This window comes from Emcibacteraceae bacterium (assembly GCA_041396985.1).
Taxonomy (GTDB): domain Bacteria; phylum Pseudomonadota; class Alphaproteobacteria; order Sphingomonadales; family Emcibacteraceae; genus Pseudemcibacter.
Map to the genome: position 1 here is coordinate 699,808 of JAWKXO010000002.1, position 25,459 is coordinate 725,266.

Here is a 25,459-nt window from a genome sequence, read left to right on the forward strand (position 1 = left end):
ATATGTGCGATTGAATGTTCAAAATTATTTTATCGATTACGGCCTTATTATTAAGCATCGTTATATTGCAGTTTGCCAATAGCGTGGTCGCGCCAACTGTTGTGCTAAATGCCAATAGTTCCGGTTCATCTCTGGGCAGCGTGGGCATGATTCCGACCGTATACGGGCTTGGGTTTGTTTTGGGGTGCTTCTGGGCAAGAAAACTGCTTATGAATATTGGCCATATCAGAAGCTTTACTTTTGCGGCTGCCGTGCTGGCATCGTTAACGCTTATGATGCATTTAATGCAGGATGCTGCTGTTTGGACAATTTTTCGTGGCATAATGGGCTGTGCGATTGCCATTATCATGACATGTGTTGATAGCTGGGTCGGACATGTTACTCCGCTTGAAATACGGGGGCGGATTATGGGATTTTATTCAACAATTACGAAACTGGCCTATGTTGGGGCACCGGCTCTACTGTCTTATTCAGCCGGGTTTAGTGATAATGCCATAATATTCTGTGTTCTGCTTTTTATTATATCGCTTATCCCGGTTTGTCTGACAAAACTACCTCAGCCTGAAATTGGCCCCGGGGTATCAACGTCATTTAGAAAAATATTGCATGATGCGCCTAGTGCTTTCATTGCCGCCTTCATTCTCGGTTTTACCAATAGCGCGGTGCTTAATATGATGCCTGTATATGGTGTTGAAGTCGGTCTGATTAAATCCCAAGCCCTTATATTGCTGGTAGCGGCTCATTTTGGGGGCCTTTTGCTACAATGGCCATCTGGTTTTATGTCAGATATTTTAGGTCGTCGTAAAATAATGATCATCGGATTTTCCGTTTCCGCCTGTATGGCCGTTGCCATGACGTTTCCTTTTGCAGCAAATCAGGTTAACGCCCTGATTTTATGTTTTATCTGGGGCGGAGCAGCTCTTTCTCTTTACTCAATCGCATTATCCCATGCCATTGATCACGTAAGTCATAATGAAACTGTAGCCGTCTGCGCAACAATCCTGACAACCTGGTCAATCGGGTCAATTTTTGGCCCTGTCGTTGCCGGTAATCTTATGCAATTCTCAGGTGCAAAGGCTTTGTTCTTATTTTGTGGCGGCTTTCATGCGCTAGTTGCGGCCTTCATAATAGTGCGTGTTATTTTAACGGCCAAAAGAGTTAGTAAAGAAGGTACTCTGCCGCCGGAAGAAATGGAAAATCTGGTCTGGCCGCAAAACAGACCTTTATAATTTTAATTGGGTAGATTAATTTCCCGCCAGCATCATTTTGTCAATACGCACAGTTGGCGCATCAGTGCCATATTTAATTTCCAGATCATCAGCGGCGGTAAGGTTCATAAACATTTTCTTGAGATTGCCGGCAATTGTTATTTCATTTACCGGATAGCTTAATTTTCCATTTTCAATCCAGAAACCGCTGGCTCCCCGACTGTAATCACCAGTAATGCCATTGACACTGCTGCCAATCAGTTCGGTGACATAAAAACCATTTTTAATATCCCCGATAAGATCTTCAACACTGACTGCTCCTGCATCCATAAATAAATTACTTGTAGATGGGGATGGTGGACTTGATGTTCCCCTTCCAGCGCGACCGTTGCTGGTTAGACCAAGTTGCCGTGCACTGCTACTGTCTAGGATCCAGTTTTTTAATTCACCATTTGAAATAATTTCAAGCGGTGCATTTCTGACCCCTTCACCATCAAAGGGGCGAGAGGACGGCCCACGTAAAATATGCGGATTATCTGTTATATTTATATTCTCAGGAAAAATCTGGTTGCCCATAAGTTCTAGCAGGAAACTGGTTTTGCGGGCAATCGATGCACCATTAATGGCACTAGCAAGATGTCCTACAAGCGTTCTGGATACCCTTGGGTCGTAAACGACAGGAATTTCACAGGATTTAACTTTTTTCGGATTTAATTTTTTAAGGGTCCGCTCGGCCGCTTCACGCGCTATTTTATAGGGGCTTTCCATATCTTCAAAATGGCGGCGCGATGTCCAGGCATAATCGCGCTCCATTGCTGTACCACTACCGGCAATTACGGAAATACTACAGCCAAAATTGCTTGATTTGTAATGACCAACAAAGCCATCCGTATTGGCAAGGGTAATGGCTCCCTTGGTGGCACTGGCGCCGGCCCCTTCCGAATTTGTAATGCCTTGAATGTCCAAAGCATGGGCTTCAGCTTCGGCAGCAATATTTTTAAGAGTTTCTTCATCCAGCTCATGACTGTCATAAAGGTCCAGCTCGGGGATGTTATCAAGTGCCAGCAGTTTTTTATCTGCGAGGCCACAATAAGGGTCTTCTGGCGTGTTTCTCGCCATGTCAATCGCCCGGGAGACCAGTTCTTCAAGCGTATGATCGGACATATCACTGGACGAAACAATCGCCTGATTTTTTCCAATGATGACACGCAGTCCCAGATCGGAATTTTCTGATCTTTCAATATCCTCTAGTTTACCTAGACGCCAGGAAACAGAACTGGAACTGCCGGTAAAGAAAACTGCATCGGCATGATCGGCCCCGCTTTTTTTTGCTTTTTTGACGAGATTTTCCAGTCTTTCGGGTGACATCATATTTGCGTTTTCACTCATACCTATCCTATTCAATATTTAGTTTTAACCACTTTTCATCGACAGTTTTTATAATGTTTTCGTCCATGCTGATCTGTTTTCCCCATTCCCGGTTTGTCTCTCCATCCATTTTATTAGTTGCATCAAGGCCTATTTTACCGCCGAGGCCTGAGACGGGAGAGGCAAAGTCAAGATAATCAATCGGGGTGTTTTCAGTAAGTGTGGTGTCTCTTACCGGGTCCATTCTGGTGGACATGGCCCAAATCACTTCTTTCCAGTCACGGGCATTGATATCATCATCGACGACAATAACAAACTTGGTATAGATAAACTGCCTCAGATATGACCAGACGCCCATCATGACCCTTTTTGCGTGTCCGGCATAGGCCTTTTTAATGGAAACCACAGCCACCCGGTAAGAGCATCCTTCCGGCGGCAACCAGAAATCAACTATTTCCGGAAATTGCTGTTGAAGCAGGGGAATAAATATTTCATTTAAAGCTTCCCCAAGAATTGATGGTTCGTCCGGTGGTTTTCCGGTATAAGTCGAAAGATAAATCGGATTTTTACGCATTGTAATGGCGCTTGCCGTGAAAACCGGAAATTTCTCAATACTGTTATAATAACCTGTGTGATCACCAAATGGACCTTCATCGCCATAATCATTCAGGGATACATGGCCTTCTATGACAATTTCTGCGGTTGATGGTACCTTCAGTGGAACAGTAATACAGTCAACAAGTTCGGTTTTTTTACCCCGAAGCAGTCCAGCAAACTGATATTCGGATAAGGTATCCGGAACCGGGGTCACCGCTCCCAGGATCGTTGCCGGGTCGGCACCGATCACCACAGCAACTGGCAAAGGTTCCGATTTTTCCGCTTTCCAGCGCCGGTGATGCTGGGCACCACCACGATGTTTGAGCCAGCGCATCAAAGTCTGGTTTTTATTAAGCAACTGCATCCGGTATATGCCGAGATTATAATCATCCTCTTTGATTTTTCCCGGACCTTTTGAAACCACTAGCGGCCATGTGATAAGAGGCGAGGCATCATCCGGCCAGCATTTCTGTATTGGCAGCATGTTAAGGTCAATATCATCACCAGTCAGGATCACATCTTGCACAGGGCCTGATTTTACGGTTTTAGGCCGCATGGTCATGGCTTTTTTCAGCATGGGAAGCTTATCAAGCGCATCCTTAAACCCGCTTGGCGGCTCCGGCTGTCTCAGCTCAGCCAGCGTTTTACCAATATTTCTAAGATCTTCGGGTTTTGCATTAATGCCCATCGCCACGCGTTCAACAGTGCCAAATAAATTGGTAAGAACCGGCATGCTGCTTTTGCTCCCGTCACATTTTATGACGTTTTCAAACAGTAGGGCGGGCCCAGATTTGCTTAGGGTTCTACAGCCTATTTCTGTCATTTCCAGATCGGCAGAAACAGGTTCTTGTACGCGAACAAGTTTGTTCGCGTGTTCAAGGCTATCAATAAAATCTCTTAATGATGAAAATGTCATGATTTCTTATAGGTGAAATCTGACAAAATGATAAGCGGAAAATTAATCGTTATTTGCCGAAGAATTTTTTTGGCGTTCAATAGATTCCATAATAATCCGTTTTGCCGTTTCAGGACCTTCCCAGCCGATAATTTTTACCCATTTTCCATCCTCCAGATCTTTGTAATGATCAAAGAAATGCTGAATTTGCTTTAGCAAAAGATCAGGAAGGTCGTTATGAGAGTGTACATCCTTATAAGTTGGGTCTGTTTTCAGGTCTGGAACAGCAAGTATTTTTTCATCCTGCCCAGCTTCATCTTCCATCAGTAAGACGCCGATCGGACGGGCACGAATAATACAGCCCGGAACCAGCGGCTCATTCACAACAACAAGCACATCACATGGATCACCATCATCCGATAATGTATGCGGCATATAGCCATAGTTGGCGGGATAGCGCATTGGTGTATGAAGGATGCGGTCAACAAGGATCGCGCCACTACGCTTATGCATTTCATATTTTACAGCGGCGCCGCCGACAGGAACTTCAATAATGACGTTGATTTCTTCCGGTGGGTTGAGGCCGGCGTTAATTTTTTCAATATAGGGCATTAAAATAACTCGTGCGAATCGTTGTTGACAGTATTGGGCGCAATATAGCCAATCATTCTGGTTTGTCAGCATGTTTTTCACAAAAAAAACCCCGCTATGTGCGGGGTTTTTAAAATATTTTATATATTAAGTTTAGCCGAGACCTAATTTAGCAACGATTGCCACCAGCAAAATAGCAACGATGTTGGTAATTTTAATCAGCGGGTTAACGGCAGGACCGGCTGTATCCTTATATGGGTCGCCAACAGTATCACCTGTGACAGAAGCTTTATGGGCTTCTGATCCTTTGCCACCATGATTGCCGTCCTCAATATATTTTTTGGCATTATCCCATGCACCACCACCAGATGTCATGGAAATGGCAATAAACAATCCGGTGATGATGGTCCCGAGCAACATTGCACCCAATGCCTGGAAGGCGTTGACGATGTTGCCGCTGACCAAATATGTCGCACCGAAGAGAACAAATGGCGCAAGCAGTGGTAACAGTGATGGAACCACCATTTCCTTAATTGCTGCTTGGGTTAGCAAATCAACTGCTCTGCCATATTCCGGTTTTGCAGTTCCTTCCATTATGCCTTTGATTTCTTTAAACTGACGTCTTACTTCCACGACCACACTGGCTGCAGCACGGCCAACAGCAAGCATTGACATGGAGGCAAACAGATAAGGAAGCATGCCGCCAATAAACAGTCCGATCACAACAAATGGATCCTGTAGTGGGAAAGTGATATTTGCATATTGTGGAAGATAATGGGCAATTTCTTCGGTATAGGCCGCAAAGAGCACAAGTGCGGCGAGGGCAGCTGACCCAATTGCATATCCTTTTGTCACCGCTTTTGTCGTATTTCCTACAGCATCAAGTTTATCCGTTGTTGTACGGACATCTTCCGGAAGGTTGGACATTTCGGCAATACCGCCGGCGTTATCCGTTACCGGGCCATATGCATCAAGGGCAACAACCATACCGGCAAGTGACAACATTGCAGTAGCAGCAATGGATATGCCAAACAAACCAGCCTGTGTGAAGGCAATGAAAATACCACCACTAATGATAATTACAGGAATGGCAGTAGCTTCCATTGAAATGGCCAGACCCTGAATAACGTTGGTGCCATGACCGGTTTCAGAAGCCTGTGCAATCACACGAACAGGTCGATATTCAGTGCTTGTATAATATTCTGTAACCCATACGATCAGACCAGTTACGGCAAGACCGGTAAGGACACAGAAGTAAAGATTCATCGACGAAACGGTTTTCCCGCTCGCCATTACAGCATCTGAAAAAATGTCAACCTGGTTAAACATGCCAAAGATCAGAGCAGCCGAAAGAACGCCACTTACAATAAGGCCTTTATAAAGTGCCCCCATAATATTTTCAGATCCGGCACCAAGCTTGACAAAGAAAGTGCCGATGATAGAGGCAACGATACATAATGCCCCAATCATAAGCGGAAGCAGCATCATGCTTTCTACTGACGTTTCAACAAAAGCGCTGGAGGCGATCAGCATGGTCGCAACCACAGTAACAGCGTATGTTTCAAAAAGGTCCGCGGCCATGCCGGCACAGTCACCGACATTGTCTCCCACATTGTCAGCAATTGTCGCAGGGTTTCTTGGATCATCCTCTGGAATGCCGGCTTCTACTTTACCAACCATATCACCGCCAACGTCGGCACCTTTTGTAAAAATACCACCGCCAAGACGGGCGAAGATCGAAATGAGACTGGCACCAAAGCCAAGACCGACGAGACCTTCCAAATTGGTACGAACGTCCATTCCGGCTGACACCATATAAATATAATAAATTGCAACACCAAGAAGGCCGAGGCCAACAACAAGCATGCCGGTAATGGCACCTGAGGTAAAGGCCACATCAAGGGCTTTATTTAGATTTTCAGAAGCCGCCTGAGAAGTTCTGACATTAGCACGGACGGACACATTCATTCCGATATATCCGGCAGCGCCAGATAGCACGGCACCGGCGATAAAACCGACGGCCACATGAAGGCCCAGAAGTAAAAACAGTGCGACAGCAACCACAGCGCCAACAATGGCAACGGCTTTATATTGTCTGTTTAGATAGGCGGCAGCACCTTCCTGAATGGCAGAAGCAATTTCCTGCATTCTTTCATTGCCTGTGCCGAAGGCCATTACTCTTTTAGTCGCATAAACACCATACAGAAGCGCGACAACTCCACACCCCACAATTGTTAAATATATATTAGTCATCATTCCCTCTAAATTGTTTTTAAAAACTCTATCCCTTTGATCAAGTGCTAATTTTATCGCACTTAAGGAGGATTCCCCTACAAAAGTTGAAATACAATGCTCAATTATTCAGCGGAAATCAAGGGTTGATTAATTGTACGCGGTTCCAGCGGCCGATTGGTCACCAAAATTAACTTCTTTTTATTGCTTTGTTTGCTATATAAATTATTTAAACGCATATATTTAGAGGGAAGTTTCATTGAAAATTCTGGTTGTTTCAGGCTTTTTTCCGCCTTATGCGCCGGTTTCCGGCAGCAGGGTGAATAAACTTGCCCGGTTTTTAGAACTTCAGGGCCATGATATCAGGGTACTTGCTCCGCTTCGTAGGGATCAGGGGTCGTCATTAACGCCTGAAATTTCAGAAGACAAAATAATTTTTACTGATTTTACAGATATCAACGCTTTTCCATCTTATATAAAACAATCAGTGAAGAGCATTTTTTCATCAAAAGAGAATGACAATCTAGCCGAGCAATCTGAACAATATGGAGAGGATAAAAGTGAAACTGGTGAAGAATCAAAGCTAAGCCTATATTATCGGAAGCTTACCAATATTCCTGACCGTACGATAGGCTGGTACCCGAAAGCGATAAGTGAAGGTCGAAAGCTGTTTAAAAGCTGGTCTCCGGATATTATATTCACAACGGTTCCCCCTTTTACATGTTTGCTGGTTGCGTCAAAGTTAGCCCGTATCAATGATGTTCCCTGGGTTGCGGATTATCGGGATCTCTGGTCTGATCATGGTTATTATCATGGGTCGGGCTTCAAGAAAAAAATAGACAGGTTTATAGAGAAACGCGCTCTTTCAAACTGTAGTGGCCTGATTACTGTTACCCAAAGCTGGGTTGAAACATTAAAAAAATCCAGAAATATTCCCGTTCAACTTGCCATGAATGGATTTGATCCCAGCGATTTTGAAGGGATTGTGGAAAAGGAACTATATCCCGATCATCTGACAATCTTATATGCCGGTGCGCTTTATGAAGGAAAGCGCGACCCGCAGAAACTTTTTGAAGCAATGGCAAAATTGGGTGATGCTGCAAAGAAAATTAAAGTGCTTTTATATACGGAATTTGGCGTAGATGAGCTCAGTGAGAGCCAGAAAAAAATTATAAGGGATCATGAGTTAGAGGAGCAGGTTATTTGCAGTAAATATATCCCACAAAGCGAACTCCATAAAATTATGGCCGGGACAGATATCATGATGCTTCTCAGGTGGGACGATCCGCGTGAAAATAGTGTCATTGCCGGCAAGCTTTTTGAATATATAGGTACAGGAAAACCAATATTATCCATTGGTGGAACAGAAGGTGAAGCCGCCGACATTATTCGTGATAATAATTTTGGATTGGTCAGCAATGATGTTGATGAAATTGCCGGATATTTAAAAACACAGCTTCAAAGCAAAAAGTCATCTAAAGAAAGCTGCAATCCAAATCAGAAAAAATTTGAAAGAAGCGCCCAGTTTGAAAAACTGGAAAAATTTATGCAAGATATTGTCAATAGGACAAAATTAGAAAACATGTCCAATTAGAATACTTAAAAATACAATAACACCAAAGTGATGGTTAGATTTAAAAAGCTTCAGGCACAATTCACGATCGTCAATATCAAGCGCCTTAATTTGATAAATTAAATGATACCCCGCAAAAAACATGCCGATATAAAAACCAATATGCATTTTTGCCATGGTACCGGCACATATAAACAGGACGAAAGTTAAGCCATAAAACCCACTGATCCAGGTCATTGTCTTTTTTCCAAGTTTTAATGCAGTGGATTTGATCCCGACCATGGCATCATCCTCGCGGTCCTGATGGGCGTAAATAGTATCATAACCAAGCGTCCAGAAAATGCCGCCTATGTAAAGAATGATTGCTGGTATTGCGATGGTACCGGAAACGGCACTCCATCCTAGCAAAGCTCCCCAGTTAAAGGTAAATCCAAGCATCAACTGTGGCCAATAGGTTATTCGTTTCATGAGCGGATAAATGATCACCAGCATTAGGGAAGAGGCCCCAACCAATTGGCTAAAAGTGTTTAGCTGAATTAAAATAAATAGCCCAATAAGAAGCAAGAATGCCAGAAAGATGAAAGCGCCCAACACGGATACCCGGCCACTGGGCAGCGGTCGGGCTTTTGTTCTTTCGACTTTTGCATCTGCCTCTCTGTCCCACAGGTCATTGATGACACATCCGGCACCCCGCATGACAAAGGCACCAACTGAAAAGAGAATTAAAAGCATGAAATTCGGGATTATGTCAGGGCTGCCGTAATAATGGCCGGCAAGCATTATGGACCAAAGCCCGGGCCATAGCAAAAGCCAGGTGCCGATCGGCCGGTCGGCGCGCATGAGCTGGAGATATCCCCAGGCAAAATCAGGCGATAATTTATGAACCCAGCTTTGTTTTACCGTATCCTCGGGGGCTTTTTTTATCCGCTCATCTAATTTTGTCATATGTCTTTCGGCATTTGATGTTATCATATGAATATAGTCATAACCAAAATTGAAAAAATGTCGAATAAAAAGCCAAAAATACGCCTGTATCTTGATGATCAATTTAAATCCGGAACAGTTTTTCTTATCGAAGGAAATCAGGGCCATTATCTGGTCAATGTTATGCGCATTAAGCTGGGCGATCATGTCATTGTTTTTAATGGTGTTGATGGTGAATGGCTGGCGGAAATAACAAAAGTCGGTAAAGGCAAGGCAAAAATAACAATTCGGGAAATGATAGATGAACAGAAACCTGATCCCGATTTTTGGTATTTATTTGCACCGATAAAAAAAGCACGTGTCGATTATATGGTTCAAAAGGCAACTGAGCTTGGGGTTTCAAGAATTATGCCTGTTCTAACGGAGCGAACAAATCTGGATAAAATAAAATTTGACAAGTTACTTGCCAATGCAATTGAGGCAGCAGAGCAGTGCGGTCGAATGACAGTGCCACAAATTGAGGATTTAATACAACTTGAGAAATTAATGGAACAGTGGCCGGAAGATCGGGGGCTGATATTTTGCGATGAAGCCGGGGAGGCGATCCCAATGCAGGACATAAAAAAATCTTTTGATAAATGGGCTGTTTTGATAGGGCCGGAAGGCGGCTTTTCACCGCAGGAAAGAGAAATGATCAGAGCACATCAAAACACTGTTGCTATTACACTGGGGCCAAGGATATTGAGGGCGGATACCGCCGCTGTCGCCGCCTTGTCATTATGGCAGTCATTTTTGGGGGATTGGTCACAATGAATGATAATCAGCCGTCACCATGGGGTCATCCCCCGAATGATAATGAGCCACAAGGGCGGGGAAATTCAAAACAAAAAAACAGTATGAAGCCCTTTTTACTAACTGTAATAGGGGTCGTGCTTTTTGTTTTTATCCTTGCCTGGGTATTAAGTGACGGACTAAGTACAGGTCAAAGTGCCAATCTTGCCTATGATTTTATGCTGCTTGCCTTGGTAGGGGCAGGCCTTCTGGGACATATTATTAGCAATCCCGGGCAGGCCCTGCGTAACGTAGCGGGTTGGGTGATCATATTTGGGGTCATGGGATTGGGATACTCTATATGGAATGGTAAAGGCCGTCTGGCCAGTGAAATCAATCCGGCAAACGGCGAAGTTGATGTAGGAGCAATTACCTTCCGATCTGATCAAAGCGGACATTATTACGTCAGGGCGGAAGTCAACGGAGAAGCCATAAATTTTATGGTTGATACCGGTGCAACACATATTGTTCTTAAAAAGTCCGATGCGGAAAAAATTGGCTTTAATATAGCAGGGCTTAAATTTGAAATTCCGGCCTCTACAGCGAATGGTATGGTTTTCAGCGCACCGGTCATGTTGGACAAGGTTAGCCTCGGTCCCATTCATGTTCAAAAAATTGAAGCCTATGTAAATGAAGGCCAACTGGACATATCACTTCTGGGTATGAGTTTTTTAAATAAATTAAGCGGCTATGAAGTTAGAGATGGTCTATTGACATTATATCCGTAATCACCACATGATAAAAACTATGACATTGAGGGCTATAATAAAAAGGGTTATCCATTGAGCAACATTTCCAAAAATTCGCCAGTGCCAATAGAATCAAAGCAGCAACTTATTGATTATATTGCATCAGGATCAAAACCAAAAAGCGAGTGGGGGATTGGTACAGAACATGAAAAATTTGTGTTTTGCATTGATTCCCTAAAACCGGTTCCATATGACGGTGAGCGCAGTATCAAAGCAATTTTGCAGGCTATGCAAAAAGAATTTGACTGGGATCCCATTATGGAGGGTCAGTATATCATTGGCTTAAAGAAAAATGGCCAGTCGGTTTCACTGGAACCAGGCGGGCAACTTGAACTTTCAGGGGCCATGCTGAAAACGCTTCATCAGACCTGTGCGGAAAGTAACAGCCACCTTCGGCAGGCTCAGGCGGTTAGTGAAGAACTTGGCATTAATTATCTTGGCATGGGTTTTAACCCCAATACAAAACGCGAGGACGTGCCCGTTATGCCAAAGGGGCGCTATAATATTATGCGTGCCTATATGCCGAAGAAAGGCAATCTCGGGCTGGATATGATGCTGCGGACCTGTACTATTCAGGTCAATCTGGATTATTCATCCGAAGCTGATATGGTTAAAAAATTCAGAGTTTCACTTGCCCTTCAACCGATCGCCACAGCAATTTTTGCAGCATCCCCCTTCACAGAAGGCAAACCCAACGGATTTCAGAGTTACCGCTCTCATATCTGGACAGATACAGATCCGGACAGGTGCGGAATTTTGCCGTTTGTTTTTGATGAAGGGATGGGATTTGAAGCCTATGTTGATCATGTGCTTAACGTTCCTATGTATTTTGTGTACCGGGACGGCATTTATAATGATGTTTCCGGAAAATCATTTAAAGACTTCATGAACGGAACCCTGACTGGATTTGAAGGACAGGTGCCGACAATATCTGACTGGGAAGATCATATGAGCACGGTATTTCCGGAAGTCCGGCTTAAAAAATTCCTTGAGATGCGCGGGGCCGATGGTGGTTCATGGAGCCGGATTTGTGCGCTCCCTGCTTTGTGGGTCGGCATTCTTTATGACAGCGAAGCCCTTGATCAGGCTTGGGAAATGATAAAAGACTGGACACATGAGGAACATCAGCATTTACGGGATAATGTGCCCCGTGACGCGCTTAAAGTTAACTTCAGAAATGAAACGGTTCAGGATCTCGCTTTAAAAATGCTTAAAATTTCGTCCGGTGGGTTAGAGCGTCGGGCATGCCTTAATAATACAGGTGATGATGAAAGGATCTTTTTAAAATCACTTTTTGAAACGGTTGAAAGCGGCAAAACAACAGCACAGCTTATGCTTGACCGCTATAACGGTAGCTGGAACGGGGATATTTCAAAACTATTTTCGGATTGTTCCTTCTAATAATTTTTCAATCAAAAGGCCGGAGATAATCCGGCCTTTTGAGCAATTATCTTAAATAATCAGTACCCGCCAAAAGATCCCATGGATCCCGGGAATACCACCGGACTTTCGGCGCCGTCATTGGCAACGGAAGCAACACCGAAATAATAATTATCAATCACCAGATTTTCAAAGGTGTATGTGTCCACATCGCCGACATATTTGCTATATGTCCATTGCGGTTGATCTGTCAGGCGCCAGTAAACTTTGTATCCGGCAAGGTTTTCAGCCATTTTCCCATCAGGTTTTTTCCAGCTGATAACAGCGGAGGCACGTACGGCACCTGTTAGCTTGACCTCAGCCGGGAAGGGTGGTGCCGCGGCCATTTCTGCAAGACTTGAAACATTGAGCGCCGTAAGTTTACGGGCATAATCAAAATTTACCCCTTCTATGACGTCGCCGTATTTTCTGCCGTTTTCTGTTCTGATGTCCTGATGCTGGCGGTCATAATGTTCATGGGTTTCCATAACCCGGACAGCTGGAATACCAACGGCATTAAAGGGGCGGTGGTGCCCACCGCGGCCAAACCGGTCAAGCCGGTAAACCATCATTACGTCAAGATTTGGGACATATTTATCGGCCTGCCGGTCAATGAAACGTGCGAGATTTCGTGACGGGCTGTCCACTTCACCACCGGAAAAGCGCCTTTCCCTTGCTTCTTCCGGTGTTTCAACATCGCGTGTGCCTTCTGAGAACACCCGAGCAGTGCTGTTATCGGTTACGCCGTCAATGCCGGTAATATTGCCGATCATATCGTTATTAAGGACTGCTTTTATGCGCCAGTTATTTTCAAGTGCATGCTTTGCAACAATTTGTCCGCCGAAAAGTCCCTGTTCCTCGCCGGACAGTCCCATATAGATAATGGATCCGGAAAATTTATGTTTGCTGAGTACACGGGCCGCCTCAAGCACACCGGCCATGCCGGAAGCATTATCATTGGCGCCGGGGCTGTCATCGGTTCCATTTAAAGGGTCGGAAACCCGGCTATCAATATCTCCGGACATGGAAACATATCGGTTCGGGTCAAGCTCGCCGCGCTGAATGGCAACAACACTGACCACCTCTGTCGGGTTTGGGATGCGGTCCTGACCTGAGATCGTATCGCTGATATACATGACGTCCAGACAGCCGCCACAATCGGCACTTATTTTCTCAAACTCGGCAAAAATCCATCGTCTTGCTGCGCCAATGCCGCGGGTTTCTGATTTTGTGTCTGAAAGGGTGTGGCGCGTACCAAAGCTGACCAGTTTACGAATATCATGTTCAATACGTGTTGCGGAAACATCGCTGACCAGCTGATGGATCATTGGCAGTTCCTGCGGTGGTACCTGTTGCGCCATTGCAACATTGCAGGCAAATATTATACTGCCTGTTATCATTGTCAGAAGCTTAAGTGACCGCATTTAATTTTCTCCCTAAAATTATTCTTTAGTCTAATAAAACCGTATCAACAGGTCTTCGTCAACTTACATTTTATTGCAAAAATGGTTTATTCGTACTAAAAAAGGCACAGGGAATATGAGTAGGGAACATATTGTGAAAAAGTTCTTTTTGAGTTTTTGTATACTTTTAATGCTGGTTTCACTTCCGGTCAGGGCCGCTGATGACAATCTAGAAAATATATTTACTCCGATGATTGAACAGATGATGGATGACTATAACGTCCAGGGATTTGTTTTTTCAGTTGTTTCAAAAGAGGGTGTTTTATTCAAAAAAACTTTTGGCATAAAAAATATGTACACCAAGGAACCGGAAACGAATGAATCCCTGTTTCATATGGCGTCAATCACAAAAACTTTTGTCGGGACGGCGCTTATGCAGCTTCAGGAACAGGGAAAACTTGATGTTGATAAACCTGTTATTGATGTGCTTCCATATTTTGTCATGGTTGATGGGCGGTATAAGGAACTGACGATCCGGGAATTTGCCAGCCATATTTCAGGCATGCCGGATTTTGACAGCGACCCCTGGCACAATCCGCAATATGACGAAGAGGCGTTGGAACGCTTTGTAAGGAATTTTATTTCACAAAAATTCTTAACTCATGATCCGGGAACAACCTACCAATATTGCAATACCGGATATGAACTGCTCGGTGATGTTATTGCCAAGGCATCGGGCATGTCATTTGAAGATTATGTGCGTGAAAATATTTTTATACCAACAGGAATGGTGAACAGTACCCTGCTTCTTCAGGAAGCGGACATGACTAACCTAAACAGTTTGCATGAACTTAAGGATGGTGAGCTGCATGTGGCGGATATATATCCCTATAACCGTATGCATGGGCCAAGTTCTACCCTGATTTCAAATATCGATGATATGGCGCGCTGGGTGCAGCTTAATTTAAACGGGGGAACCCTTGATGGAAACCGTGTTCTAAAAAAAGAAACGTTAGAGGCCATGTGGGAACCAGCGTTGAGCAAGTTTGATAATGTCGGTTTCAGCTGGCATCGTCGCATGCAAAATGGTCATTTAACGATTTACCATGGTGGTAATGACGGATTTAAATCCTATATAATAATGATACCGGACCTTGACATCGGTTTTGTGATGATGTCAAACACGGATAGTCAGCCCTATCACGAGTTTGCGCAGGAAATTGCCGATAAACTCATCGAATACAGAGGAAACTAAAGTATGAACGAAGTCGCAGAGAAAAGAGAACAGGCCATTAATGAATTAATGGATAAAGTAAAAAGTCTTGCCGGGCCGATAGAGGTGACAAGGGATAACCTGGAAAAAATTAAGTCGGAAATGGTGGCAATTGCTGCTCGCAAGGAATTATGGGATGAGACCCAGTTCCCTGCACCGACAGACGGAAAAGTTCAAAACCGTTATCTGATCACCAAAGATGATGATGACAGTTATGCTCTATATTTAAATGTTATGCATAAAGGAAAATATACACCGCCCCATAACCATACCACATGGGCCTGCGTCAGTGCGGCGGAAGGCGAAGAATATAATTATGTATATGAAACTGACGAGGAAGGCCCGCTGGTACCGGGCGAGCGTTCCATAAGTCTTGCTGATACGATCGTCGTAAAACCGGGACAGGGCATTGCGCTGATGCCTGATGATATCCATTCTATTGCTATTAACGAAGGGGAAAGCACCCGTCATCTTCATCTATACGGCAGGGCCCTTGAAACTCTGGATAAAAGACTTCTTTGGGACGAAGATAAGAAAAACTGCAAATATTTTGTGATGGATGTGAAAACCATCAGTTAAACGGATTTATAGTCTCTGTAATAAAAAAGGCGGCTGATGAGGCCGCCTTAATTTTTCATTGCTCCGGATTTGTCCATCGCAGCACCGGATTACGGGCTGCCGCCGTTTCATCAAGCCGCCTGAGCGGTGCATTATAGGGGGCCCCTGAGAAACGTTCTTTCTCTCCCGCTTTTGCCGCTGCAACAAGATGTCGCATCATTCCGATAAATTGATCAACAGACAGTTTGCTTTCTGATTCTGTTGGCTCAATTAACATAGCCCCGTGGACAACCAGCGGGAAATACATGGTCATCGGATGATAGCCTTCATCAATCATCGCTTTGGAGAAATCAAGCGTACTGACACCGGTATCTTTCAGGAAGCGATCATCAAACAGCGCTTCATGCATACAGGGGCCATTAAAGCTGGCGCTCATCACATCTTTCAGGGACGCAAGAATATAATTTGCGTTTAGAACACTGTCCTCGGCAACTTTGGCAAGGCCGTCAGCGCCGTGTGACATCATATAGGCAAGGGCACGCACAAACATGCCCATCTGACCATGAAATGCGGTCATGCGGCCAAAACTTTTGCCAGATTTGTCATGTTCAACCAGATCAAATTCCTCATCCCCGGCAACCACATAGGGAATTGGCGCATAGGGGGCGAGGGCTTCCGAAAGCACAACTGGCCCGGCACCGGGGCCGCCGCCGCCATGCGGCGTTGAAAATGTTTTATGCAGGTTGATATGCATGGCATCAACGCCAAGATCGCCTGGGCGCACTTTGCCGACAATGGCGTTAAAATTGGCACCATCACAATAAAAATAACCGCCAATTTCATGAACTGCATCGGCAATTTCAATGATTTCACGTTCGAATAATCCGCATGTGTTCGGGTTCGTTACCATTATGGCGGCAACATCCGGTCCAAGTGCTTCTTTCATTGCTTCCAGATCAACGCGGCCGTCTTTTGTGGCAGGGATCGGTTTTACCGTATATCCACAAAGTGTGGCCGTAGCCGGGTTGGTTCCATGGGCACTTTCCGGCGCCAAAACGATTGAACGGGGGTCTCCCTTAGCTTCAAGCGCTGCCCTAATGGTCATCAGTCCACAAAGCTCACCGTGAGCACCAGCCTTTGGTGACATGGCAACCGCCGGCATGCCGGTAAGGGTTTTAAGCCAGTGTGCCAATGTATCAATCAGATCAAGCGCCCCTTGTGTTGTGCTGATCGGCTGAAGCGGGTGGATGTCAGAAAGTCCAGGTAGGCGCACGACCTTTTCATTAAGGCGTGGGTTATGCTTCATGGTGCACGAACCAAGAGGATAAAGCCCCAGGTCAATGGCATAATTTTTCCGGCTTAGGCGCGTATAATGTCGCATGGCCTCCGGCTCTGTAAGCCCGGCAAGGCCGATTTCTCCAGTCCGTTCCATGCCACCTAATCGACTTTCAAATTCTTCCACTTCCGGAAGATCAACGCCTGTGCGGCTGGTATCGCCTATTTCATAAATAAGCCCTTCAACCTGTGATAGCCCTCTGCTGCCGGTATAACTTGGATAACCTGATCTGGCTGAATTACTTGCATTTTCTATACTAGTGGGACGTCCCTGATTGTTCATTGTCATTTGAGCACCTCACTAAGTTCACTTACAAGAATGTCCATATCATCTTCCGATGTGGTTTCGGTTACGGCTATGAGCAGGTCATTGGCCAGGTCTTTATTATCCGGGTAAAGCCTTGAAACAGGTAATCCGGCAATAATGTCTTTCTCTACCAATGCTTCGATAATGTCTGCCGCGTTTTTATTGAGCCTAACTGTAAATTCATTAAAGAAAGTATCGTTGAGCAGCTGAACACCCTTTACTTTGATTAATTTTGATGCAAGTTTAACGGCGGCTGCATGATTGATTTTGGCAAGTTGCCGATAGCCTGCTTCCCCCAGCAAAGTCATATGGATGGTAAAAGCCAGGGTACAAAGACCTGCATTGGTACAAATGTTGCTGGTGGCTTTTTCGCGGCGGATATGCTGTTCCCGGGTTGAAAGGGTTAGAACAAATCCACGTTTCCCATCGGCGTCTGTTGTTTGTCCGCATAGGCGCCCGGGAAGTTGACGCACGTATTTTTGTTTCGTGGCAAAAAGTCCGACATAAGGACCACCATAATTCAGACCATTGCCGATTGACTGGCCTTCGCCGACCACAATATCAGCACCCATTTCACCGGGAGATTTAATGGCACCAAGTGCAACAATTTCGGTGGTGACAATAACAAGCAGCTTATTTTGTTCATGAAGGGCATCAGCCAGCGCTGAATAATCAGTAATGTTACCAAAAAAATCAGGATACTGGACAATGACACAGTTGGTGTCGTCATCAACCAGTTCAAGCAGATTTTCAGCTCTATTAACAGTGGTCTCAGATACAACAACGACATCTTCGGTATATTTGGTTGCGCTTTTTATCACATCTATATACTGCGGATGAAGGTTTCCGCTGACGATAGCCTTGTTTTTGCGGGTAATGCGCCGTGCCATCAGAGCCGCTTCACCCGCAGCGGTTGATCCATCATACATAGACGCATTGGCAACATCCATACCTGTAATTTGCGCCACTTGTGTCTGGAATTCAAAAAGCGCCTGTAACGTGCCTTGGGAAATTTCAGGCTGATAAGGGGTATAGGCTGTCAGAAATTCACCACGTTGAATTTGGTAATCAACTGCGGCAGGAACATGGTGCCGATAAGCACCCGCACCAACAAAAAAAGGTACGCTGCCGGCAGAAATATTTCTGTCAGAGAAGGCAGCAAAATTTTGTTCAACTTCCATTTCCGTCATATGAAGAGGAAGATCAACCAGCCCTTTAAGAAGAGCATGGTTTGGAACATCAACGAATAAATCATTAATGTCTTTTACCCCGATTTTTGCGAGCATTTGGGCCCGGTCATCGGATGATAAAGGTAAATAACGCATATGGTTTAATCCTGTTTTATTCTAAACCTGCTATGAATTCTTTATAGCCTGCTGCATCCATCAGGCTTTCAAGTTCGCTTTCATCGGCAATTTCAATTTTAAAGAACCAGCCATCACCATCCGGCGATGTGTTGACCAGCGCGGCATTATCCTCAAGTTCTTCATTGACAGATGTAATTTCACCACCCACAGGGCAGTAAATTTCTGATGCGGCTTTAACACTTTCAACAACGGCAACTTCGTCACCTTTGGCGAAATCTTCACCGACTTCAGGCAATTCAACAAATACAATATCGCCAAGGGCATTTTGCGCGTAGTCGGTAATGCCGACAGTGCCCGTTTTTCCCTCGACTTCGATCCATTCATGATCTTCAGAATAATAAATTGTCATTTCTTTTTCCCTTCATTTTGGTTTTCTATAATATCTTTGCGGAACAAATGGCATATCCGCGACTTTGGCTTCGAGTTTCTTTTTTCTCACGGCCAGAAAAATTTCAGTGCCTGTTTTGGCGTATTCTGCATTTACATATCCCATTGCGACCGGCCCACCGAATGTCGGGCCAAATCCACCACTTGTAACGATGCCAATGATATTATCATCTGCATCCAGAATTTCTGTACCTTCGCGTGCGGGTGCGCGACCGGATGGTAAAATACCAACCCTTAATTTTGCTACGTTGCCACTATTAAGTTGGTCGAGGATTTTATCGGCACCGGGAAAGCCGCCTTCAGTGCGGCGGCGTGGCCCGATTGACCACTCAAGTGATCCTTCAATCGGCGTTGTATCGGTTGTTATATCATGACCGTAAAGACAAAGACCCGCTTCAAGGCGAAGGCTGTCACGAGCACCAAGACCAATAGCCTCAACTTCCGGTTCGGCCAGGAGGGCTTTGCAAACTTCAATTGCTTTATCATCGGGAATTGAAATTTCATGACCATCTTCACCGGTATAACCGCAGCGACTGATAAAACAGTCAGCACCGCAGATGGAAACTTCCGCATAGGACATAAAGTCCATTTTATCGGCACCGGCCGCAAAACGTGACATTACAGCAGCAGCCATTGGCCCCTGCAGGGCAACAAGGGCGCGATCGCTCAATTCAATTAATTCAAGATGCGCAGGAAGATTGGCGCGCATGTGGGCAATATCCCGTTCCTTACAGGCAGCATTGACCACCATGAAAATATCATTTTCCCGTTTTGTGATCATCAGATCATCAAGGATACCACCATTTTCATCGGTAAACATGGTGTAACGGATACGATTGGTTTTCAGATCAATGATATTGCCAGGCACCAGAGTTTCGAGCCATTTATCAGCACCATCACCTTTAATGACAACCTGCCCCATATGGGAAACATCAAAAAGTCCTGCTTTTTCACGGGTATGGTTATGTTCTCCCATAACGCCAAGCGGATATTGCACAGGCATAAGGTAACCGGCAAAGGGCACCATTTTGCCGCCAAGGTCTTCATGAAGTGAATAAAGAGGTGTTTTTAACAGACTGCTATTATTCTCTACACTCATAAATAATCTCCAGAGTAAGCACTATAGATACGAAAACCCGTATCATCGGTGCCCCCTCTGTCATCGGTACCTGAGAGATTTGACCTGCTATTTAACAGGTTTACCCCGTCGGCGGAGGGATTATCCTCACTTTCCAGAGTGCTTTAATTCCTGGCGGTCCGGGTGCCTGAGAGTTTCCGGGGCGGTTGCTCCTTCGGCGCCTTAATCAAGGTCTCTCCCGCAAAGAAAATAGCAGTCGTCATAATAAGGGGATTGATTGAAGAGTCAATCAAAGTCATTATATAAAGAAGCAGAAAAATCAATTTGTTCTGTTGTGGCGGTCTGGTCACAATATAATTGGTTGTATTAGTTGGAATTTTGATAATATGAGGGCCACATGGGTTTAATAAAATCGTTCTGGAGATTTATTCAAAAGTTACAATCTTTTGTTGGGACTTTACTTTTTCTCATCGTCCTTTTGATATTCTCGGCCATTATCCTCGTAATTTTTATGACTGATTCGGAAGAGGGGGAATTAACAGCCAAAAATAGTGCTCTTGTACTTGATTTTAAGGGATTGATTGTTGAGCAGGAAGCATTCGGCAGTGACCCTTATGAACAACTGCTTGCGGGTGATATTGGCGGTAATACGCGTCTGCGCGATATTGAACGGGCCATTGATCTTGCGGCGGAAGATGACAATATCAAAATGCTGGTTCTTGATTTCAGTCAGTTTGCCGGGGCATATCCATCAAAACTTCATTATATCGGCAGAAAAATCGAACAATTTAAAAAAAGTGGTAAAAAAGTCGTTTCCTATGGCAGTCTTTATAGCCAGTCAGCGTATCTTCTGGCCTCATTCGCTGATGAAATTTATATGCACCCACAGGGTGCCGTGCTCTTATATGGATATGGTGGATTTCAAAATTATTTTCTTGGATTTTTGAATAAAATAAAGGCGGAAGTACAGCTCTTCCGCGTTGGTAAATATAAATCGGCCATGGAACCTTTTATCCGTAATGATATGTCGGATGAAGCCAGGGAAGCTAATCTTGAGCTATATAACAGTTTCTGGGATTCCTATCTGGCCGATATTTCAGAACAAAGAAATATTGATGAGACAGTTTTACGTGCAGGCATTGATAATGCAGATCAGCTTCTGATGGATTTGAAAGGTGATCTTGGCCAGCTTGCCTTGCAAAATTCGCTGGTTGACGGCTTAAAAACCCGTGCTGAATGGATTTCCTATATGCAGAATGAAGTCGGCAAAGGTCATGGCAAGCAGGAAATAAACCAGATCAATTTAAAAACGTATCTCGCATCAAAATTTGATCGTTCTCAACTGGAGCGCGGAAATAACATCGTAGCCATTATTTATGCCAATGGAACGATCATGGACGGCGTCATGCCGCAGGGAACTGTTGGCGGGGATACGCTTTCCAGGCAACTTCGTGAAGCACGCCAAGATGATCGGGTAAAAGCTGTTGTGCTCCGCGTTGAAAGCCCGGGTGGAAGCGCTTTTGCATCAGAACTGATCAGACAGGAAATATTGCTGTTAAAGGCGGCCGGAAAGCCTGTCATTGCTTCATTCGGCGGTGTAGCGGCGTCAGGAGGATACTGGATTTCAGCAAATGCCGATGAAATCTGGGCAAGTCCCACGACTATAACCGGATCAATCGGCATCTTTGGCGCAATTCCGAATATTGAAGGAACACTGGCCGAGATCGGCATCACAACAGACGGCATTGGCACAACGCCGCTTGTGTCGGCCGGAATTAATAAACCACTACCGGAAAAGCTTAAAAATATTATCCAGAGCAATATTGAAAATGGATATGACAGATTTTTAAATCTGGTTGCCGAAGGTCGGCATATGAGTGTTGAACAGGTCAATGAAATTGCCCAAGGAAGGGTCTGGACAGGTGCCAAAGCGTTGGAAATTGGTCTGGTAGACCATTTGGGAAATCTTGATCACGCTATCAAGGCGGCAGTGTCGAGAGCTGATCTTAAGGATTATAATGTTGTTTATTGGGAAGACGAGCTACCCATTGAAGTGCAGATCATGTCACGGCTTTTTGACAGTGAAAGTAAACTGGCGGATTTTGTTGCGTCAAAACAAAAATCACCTGAACATATATTAATCAACAGAATTACAGAGAAACTTTCCCTGTTTAGTAAAATGAATGACCCCCAACATGCCTATGTACTTTGTGTTGAATGCATGGCTGGTATTAATTCTCAATAATGAATAAGGCCATTTGAATTTCCGGGAACAATGTGTATAAGGTCAGGTCATGAGTGAAAGAAATATGAACCTTTATATTGCAAATCCACGCGGATTTTGCGCAGGTGTAGACCGGGCCATACAAATTGTGGAAATGGCATTGGAGAAGTATGGTGCCCCTGTTTATGTGCGCCATGAAATTGTCCATAACAAATATGTGGTTGAAGGGCTGGTAAAACGCGGGGCCATTTTTGTTGATGAGCTTGACGAGGTGCCAACGGATAAACCGGTGGTTTTCTCAGCACATGGGGTACCAAAATCCGTTCCGCAGGAAGCCGAAAACAGAAAAATGCTTTATATAGATGCTACCTGTCCATTGGTCAGTAAAGTACACCGTGAAGCCGAGCGATATGACCGTCAGGGAATGGAAATTGTTATGATCGGCCACAAAGGGCACCCTGAAGTGATCGGGACAATGGGACAGTTGGCAGCAGGTGCAATACATCTGGTGGAAAGCCCGGAAGATGTTGAAAAACTCCAGCTTAAAAATGAAGATAATGTCGCCTATATTACCCAGACCACTTTGTCACTTGACGATACGTCTGAAATTATTGAAACGTTGAAAGCAAAATATCCGTCCATTCAGGACCCAAAGAAAGAAGACATCTGTTACGCAACCACGAACAGACAAAACGCCGTTAAAGCCTTGGCAGAGAAAGTCGAGTTGGTGCTAATTATCGGGGCTCCAAACAGCTCGAACTCACGAAGACTGGTGGAAGTGGCGCGAAAAGTCGGCTGCCGGTCAATGTTAATTCAAAGGGCGGCTGAAATAGACTGGAACTGGTTTGATAATGTCAGTGCGGTAGGGATTTCTGCCGGGGCATCTGCACCCGAAATACTCGTGGAAGAAGTGATGAGCGCCTTTAAAGAACGCTACAAAACTTCCATTGAAAATATTCATACCATTGAAGAAAATGTGACGTTTAAAGTTCCGGCAATTTTGGCAAAGGATGACTGATCATGGCAGTTTATACCATTGTAAATGCCGATGAAATTGCCGCCTTTATTGATGAGTATGATGTGGGAGAAGTGATTTCACTTAAAGGAATTGCTGAAGGCGTTGAGAATTCAAATTATCTGCTGACCACAACAAAAAATCATTTTATCCTGACCCTATATGAAAAGCGGGTGAATGAGAATGATTTACCCTTTTTTCTTGGCCTGATGGACCACCTTGCCCATAAAGGCATCAATTGTGCAACACCCATTGCCGATAGGGAAGGGAATATATTAAAAACATTATGTGGTCGCCCTGCCGCCCTGATCAGCTTTCTTGATGGTCTGTCGGTAAGCAGGCCATCTGTTCAAAACTGCAGGGAGTTGGGCTCAGCCCTGGCGGAGATGCATCTTGCCGTTTCTGATTTTAAATTATCAAGGAAAAATGACCTTTCACTATCAGGGTGGAAGATGCTTGCCAAAGAGTGCGACGCGCGTGCTGACCAATGCCAGAAGGGGTTAAGAAAAATAATTGCCGAAGAAATGGAAGACCTTTCCAACCACTGGCCGACCGATCTACCGACCGGGATAATTCATGCTGATTTGTTTCCGGATAACGTTTTCTTCTTAAATGGGAAATTATCTGGTCTGATTGATTATTATTTTGCCTGTTCAGATATGCTTGTCTATGACGTGGCAATTTGCCTGAATGCCTGGTGTTTTGAAACGGATGGTGCGTTTAATGTGACCAAGGCGGCTGGACTGATCAGGGAATATGATGCAATTCGTCCTTTGTCCGACAAAGAAAAAAATGCCCTGCCACTTTTATGCCGCGGTGCAGCACTAAGATTTATGCTGACACGGCTTTATGACTGGCTTAACCGTGTTGAAGGGGCTTTGGTAAAAACAAAAGATCCCCTTGAATATCTGGCGAAATTAACATTTCATCAGCAGGTTAAATCGGCCGGTGAATATGGTGTGGATATGGGCATATGAAAGAAGTTATTATTTATACGGATGGAGCCTGTTCCGGTAATCCGGGACCTGGCGGCTGGGGCGCTCTTTTAATTTACGGCGATCACAGTCATGAAATTATGGAAGGCGATTTTGAGACAACCAATAATCGCATGGAACTGACTGCTGCGATTGAAGCACTCAATGCCCTGAAACGTCCTTGCCGTGTCATTCTGCATACGGACAGCACATATGTTAAAGACGGGATCAGCAAATGGATTGAAAACTGGAAACAGAATGGCTGGCGGACAGCGGCAAAAAAACCGGTTAAGAATGCTGATTTATGGCAGGCTCTTGATGAAGCTGTTGAGCGGCATGATGTTGTCTGGAAATGGGTCAAAGGACACGATGGTGACGAGGGGAATGAGCGGGCGGATGAACTCGCCAACATGGGCCTGAACAATTATAAAGTATTATAAAACATGCGTGATGATGTCTTTAAAGCAATTGATATTGCTGATGCTGATGCATTAAGAAAAATTCTTGAAAAGGATAGCTCTCTGGCATCGGCACGGAGCAACGATGGTCTTTCTGCTGTATTGTTTACGCTCTATATCCGTAAACCGGAATTAACCGATATTTTACTTGAATATAAACCGGAGCTTGATCAGTTCGATCTGGCCGCCCTTGGCGGCGTCGGGCAGTTGTCGGCACTGATTGCAACAAACAATAAACTTGTTCATGAATATAGTGGCGATGGTTTTACGGCACTTCATATTGCCAGTTATTTTGGTCAGGCGGAATGTGCGAGGTTACTGCTTGAAAACGGTGCCGATATTGACAAGGTTGCAATGAATGGCAGCGATTTACGGGCCATTCATAGTGCCGTTGCCGGTTGTCATACTGATGTGGTTAAAGTTCTTATCGAGTTTGAACCGGATATTGATGTTCAGATGTTTAGCGGGTTTACGCCGCTGATGTCGGCAGCAGCGCTTGGGAATAAAGAAATTGTTTCAATTTTACTTGAAAAAAATGCCGATCCAAAAATTAAAGCGGATGATGGACGAATAGCAGAAAGTTTTGCAAGGTCAGCGGGGTATTGTGAACTTGCAGATTTAATTTCCAGCTGAGTTATTAGTTCTCAATTTTTATTCCACATAAAAAAAGCCCCCCAGTTCCAAAGAAATGAG

The 25,459-nt window shown here is 44.6% G+C and carries 22 protein-coding genes and 1 riboswitch; of the genes, 12 read left to right on the forward strand and 10 right to left on the reverse strand.

Going from position 1 to position 25,459, the window contains the following annotated elements; translation table 11 throughout:
• Window positions 1-14: 14 nt before the first annotated feature.
• Window positions 15-1,229 (forward strand): MFS transporter, encoded by a 1,215-nt coding sequence (locus R3D86_07940; protein ID MEZ5758136.1) that lies wholly within the window; start codon window positions 15-17, stop codon window positions 1,227-1,229.
• Window positions 1,230-1,244: 15 nt separating this feature from the next.
• On the opposite strand, the gene R3D86_07945 is transcribed toward R3D86_07940, so the two are convergent.
• The 4 genes from R3D86_07945 to R3D86_07960 all read right to left on the reverse strand — a co-directional run bounded on the left by R3D86_07945 (window position 1,245) and on the right by R3D86_07960 (window position 6,915).
• Window positions 1,245-2,597 carry a metallopeptidase TldD-related protein gene (locus R3D86_07945; GenBank protein ID MEZ5758137.1) on the reverse strand — a complete coding sequence of 451 codons (1,353 nt, stop codon included), beginning with the start codon at window positions 2,595-2,597 and terminating at the stop codon, window positions 1,245-1,247.
• Between the two features lie 7 nt (window positions 2,598-2,604).
• Window positions 2,605-4,089, reverse strand: coding sequence for a UbiD family decarboxylase (locus tag R3D86_07950; protein ID MEZ5758138.1), 1,485 nt, complete (start codon window positions 4,087-4,089; stop codon window positions 2,605-2,607).
• A 42-nt stretch (window positions 4,090-4,131) separates the two neighbouring features.
• Window positions 4,132-4,680, reverse strand: coding sequence for an inorganic diphosphatase (gene ppa / locus R3D86_07955; protein ID MEZ5758139.1), 549 nt, complete (start codon window positions 4,678-4,680; stop codon window positions 4,132-4,134).
• Window positions 4,681-4,812: 132 nt separating this feature from the next.
• Window positions 4,813-6,915, reverse strand: coding sequence for a sodium-translocating pyrophosphatase (locus R3D86_07960; protein ID MEZ5758140.1), 2,103 nt, complete (start codon window positions 6,913-6,915; stop codon window positions 4,813-4,815).
• 235 nt (window positions 6,916-7,150) lie between these two features.
• On the opposite strand from R3D86_07960, the gene R3D86_07965 reads away from it, so the two are divergent.
• Window positions 7,151-8,485, forward strand: coding sequence for a glycosyltransferase (locus R3D86_07965; GenBank protein MEZ5758141.1), 1,335 nt, complete (start codon window positions 7,151-7,153; stop codon window positions 8,483-8,485).
• Here the strand turns inward: R3D86_07965 and ubiA are convergent.
• A complete protein-coding gene (ubiA, locus tag R3D86_07970; GenBank protein ID MEZ5758142.1) occupies window positions 8,465-9,409 on the reverse strand; it encodes a 4-hydroxybenzoate octaprenyltransferase in 945 nt (314 codons plus the stop codon). The two genes, R3D86_07965 and ubiA, sit on opposite strands and share 21 nt — an antisense overlap.
• Window positions 9,410-9,436: 27 nt before the next feature.
• Between ubiA and R3D86_07975 the strand changes: the two genes are divergently transcribed.
• From R3D86_07975 to R3D86_07985, 3 genes are read left to right on the forward strand one after another with little or no spacing between them, the layout of a single operon-like run.
• The gene (locus R3D86_07975; GenBank protein ID MEZ5758143.1) at window positions 9,437-10,201 is read left to right on the forward strand and encodes a 16S rRNA (uracil(1498)-N(3))-methyltransferase; all 765 of its coding nucleotides are present in this window, start codon (window positions 9,437-9,439) and stop codon (window positions 10,199-10,201) included.
• Complete coding sequence (locus tag R3D86_07980) at window positions 10,198-10,947, forward strand: TIGR02281 family clan AA aspartic protease (GenBank protein ID MEZ5758144.1); 750 nt, start codon at window positions 10,198-10,200, stop codon at window positions 10,945-10,947. Before R3D86_07975 ends, R3D86_07980 begins: the two co-directional genes overlap by 4 nt.
• A 54-nt stretch (window positions 10,948-11,001) precedes the next feature.
• Window positions 11,002-12,369 (forward strand): glutamate--cysteine ligase, encoded by a 1,368-nt coding sequence (locus R3D86_07985; protein MEZ5758145.1) that lies wholly within the window; start codon window positions 11,002-11,004, stop codon window positions 12,367-12,369.
• Window positions 12,370-12,428: 59 nt separating this feature from the next.
• Here R3D86_07985 and R3D86_07990 read toward each other — a convergent pair whose 3' ends face one another.
• Window positions 12,429-13,811 carry a M28 family metallopeptidase gene (locus R3D86_07990; GenBank protein MEZ5758146.1) on the reverse strand — a complete coding sequence of 461 codons (1,383 nt, stop codon included), beginning with the start codon at window positions 13,809-13,811 and terminating at the stop codon, window positions 12,429-12,431.
• Between the two features lie 133 nt (window positions 13,812-13,944).
• On the opposite strand from R3D86_07990, the gene R3D86_07995 reads away from it, so the two are divergent.
• A complete protein-coding gene (locus tag R3D86_07995; GenBank protein MEZ5758147.1) occupies window positions 13,945-15,045 on the forward strand; it encodes a serine hydrolase domain-containing protein in 1,101 nt (366 codons plus the stop codon).
• A 3-nt stretch (window positions 15,046-15,048) separates the two neighbouring features.
• Window positions 15,049-15,642 (forward strand): hypothetical protein, encoded by a 594-nt coding sequence (locus R3D86_08000; GenBank protein MEZ5758148.1) that lies wholly within the window; start codon window positions 15,049-15,051, stop codon window positions 15,640-15,642.
• Between the two features lie 55 nt (window positions 15,643-15,697).
• Here R3D86_08000 and gcvPB read toward each other — a convergent pair whose 3' ends face one another.
• From gcvPB to gcvT, 4 genes are read right to left on the reverse strand one after another with little or no spacing between them, the layout of a single operon-like run.
• Window positions 15,698-17,245: an aminomethyl-transferring glycine dehydrogenase subunit GcvPB gene (gcvPB, locus tag R3D86_08005; GenBank protein MEZ5758149.1), complete on the reverse strand. Its 1,548-nt coding sequence runs from the start codon at window positions 17,243-17,245 to the stop codon at window positions 15,698-15,700.
• The gene (gene gcvPA / locus R3D86_08010; protein ID MEZ5758150.1) at window positions 17,242-18,588 is read right to left on the reverse strand and encodes an aminomethyl-transferring glycine dehydrogenase subunit GcvPA; all 1,347 of its coding nucleotides are present in this window, start codon (window positions 18,586-18,588) and stop codon (window positions 17,242-17,244) included. Before gcvPA ends, gcvPB begins: the two co-directional genes overlap by 4 nt.
• A 16-nt stretch (window positions 18,589-18,604) precedes the next feature.
• The gene (gene gcvH, locus R3D86_08015) at window positions 18,605-18,979 is read right to left on the reverse strand and encodes a glycine cleavage system protein GcvH (protein MEZ5758151.1); all 375 of its coding nucleotides are present in this window, start codon (window positions 18,977-18,979) and stop codon (window positions 18,605-18,607) included.
• Window positions 18,980-18,991: 12 nt separating this feature from the next.
• On the reverse strand, window positions 18,992-20,116 hold the full coding sequence (gene gcvT, locus R3D86_08020) for a glycine cleavage system aminomethyltransferase GcvT (protein ID MEZ5758152.1): 1,125 nt from the start codon (window positions 20,114-20,116) through the stop codon (window positions 18,992-18,994).
• 144 nt (window positions 20,117-20,260) lie between these two features.
• Window positions 20,261-20,346, reverse strand: a riboswitch (glycine riboswitch).
• A 146-nt stretch (window positions 20,347-20,492) separates the two neighbouring features.
• On the opposite strand from gcvT, the gene sppA reads away from it, so the two are divergent.
• Genes sppA through R3D86_08045 form a run of 5 tightly spaced genes read left to right on the forward strand, consistent with a single transcriptional unit; the run spans window position 20,493 to window position 25,399 of the window.
• Window positions 20,493-22,340: a signal peptide peptidase SppA gene (gene sppA / locus R3D86_08025; GenBank protein MEZ5758153.1), complete on the forward strand. Its 1,848-nt coding sequence runs from the start codon at window positions 20,493-20,495 to the stop codon at window positions 22,338-22,340.
• A gap of 49 nt (window positions 22,341-22,389) precedes the next feature.
• Window positions 22,390-23,337 (forward strand): 4-hydroxy-3-methylbut-2-enyl diphosphate reductase, encoded by a 948-nt coding sequence (gene ispH, locus R3D86_08030; GenBank protein ID MEZ5758154.1) that lies wholly within the window; start codon window positions 22,390-22,392, stop codon window positions 23,335-23,337.
• A 2-nt stretch (window positions 23,338-23,339) separates the two neighbouring features.
• Window positions 23,340-24,311 (forward strand): homoserine kinase, encoded by a 972-nt coding sequence (locus R3D86_08035; GenBank protein ID MEZ5758155.1) that lies wholly within the window; start codon window positions 23,340-23,342, stop codon window positions 24,309-24,311.
• On the forward strand, window positions 24,308-24,748 hold the full coding sequence (gene rnhA, locus R3D86_08040; protein MEZ5758156.1) for a ribonuclease HI: 441 nt from the start codon (window positions 24,308-24,310) through the stop codon (window positions 24,746-24,748). Before R3D86_08035 ends, rnhA begins: the two co-directional genes overlap by 4 nt.
• Window positions 24,749-24,751: 3 nt before the next feature.
• Window positions 24,752-25,399 carry an ankyrin repeat domain-containing protein gene (locus R3D86_08045; protein ID MEZ5758157.1) on the forward strand — a complete coding sequence of 216 codons (648 nt, stop codon included), beginning with the start codon at window positions 24,752-24,754 and terminating at the stop codon, window positions 25,397-25,399.
• Window positions 25,400-25,459: the final 60 nt, after the last annotated feature.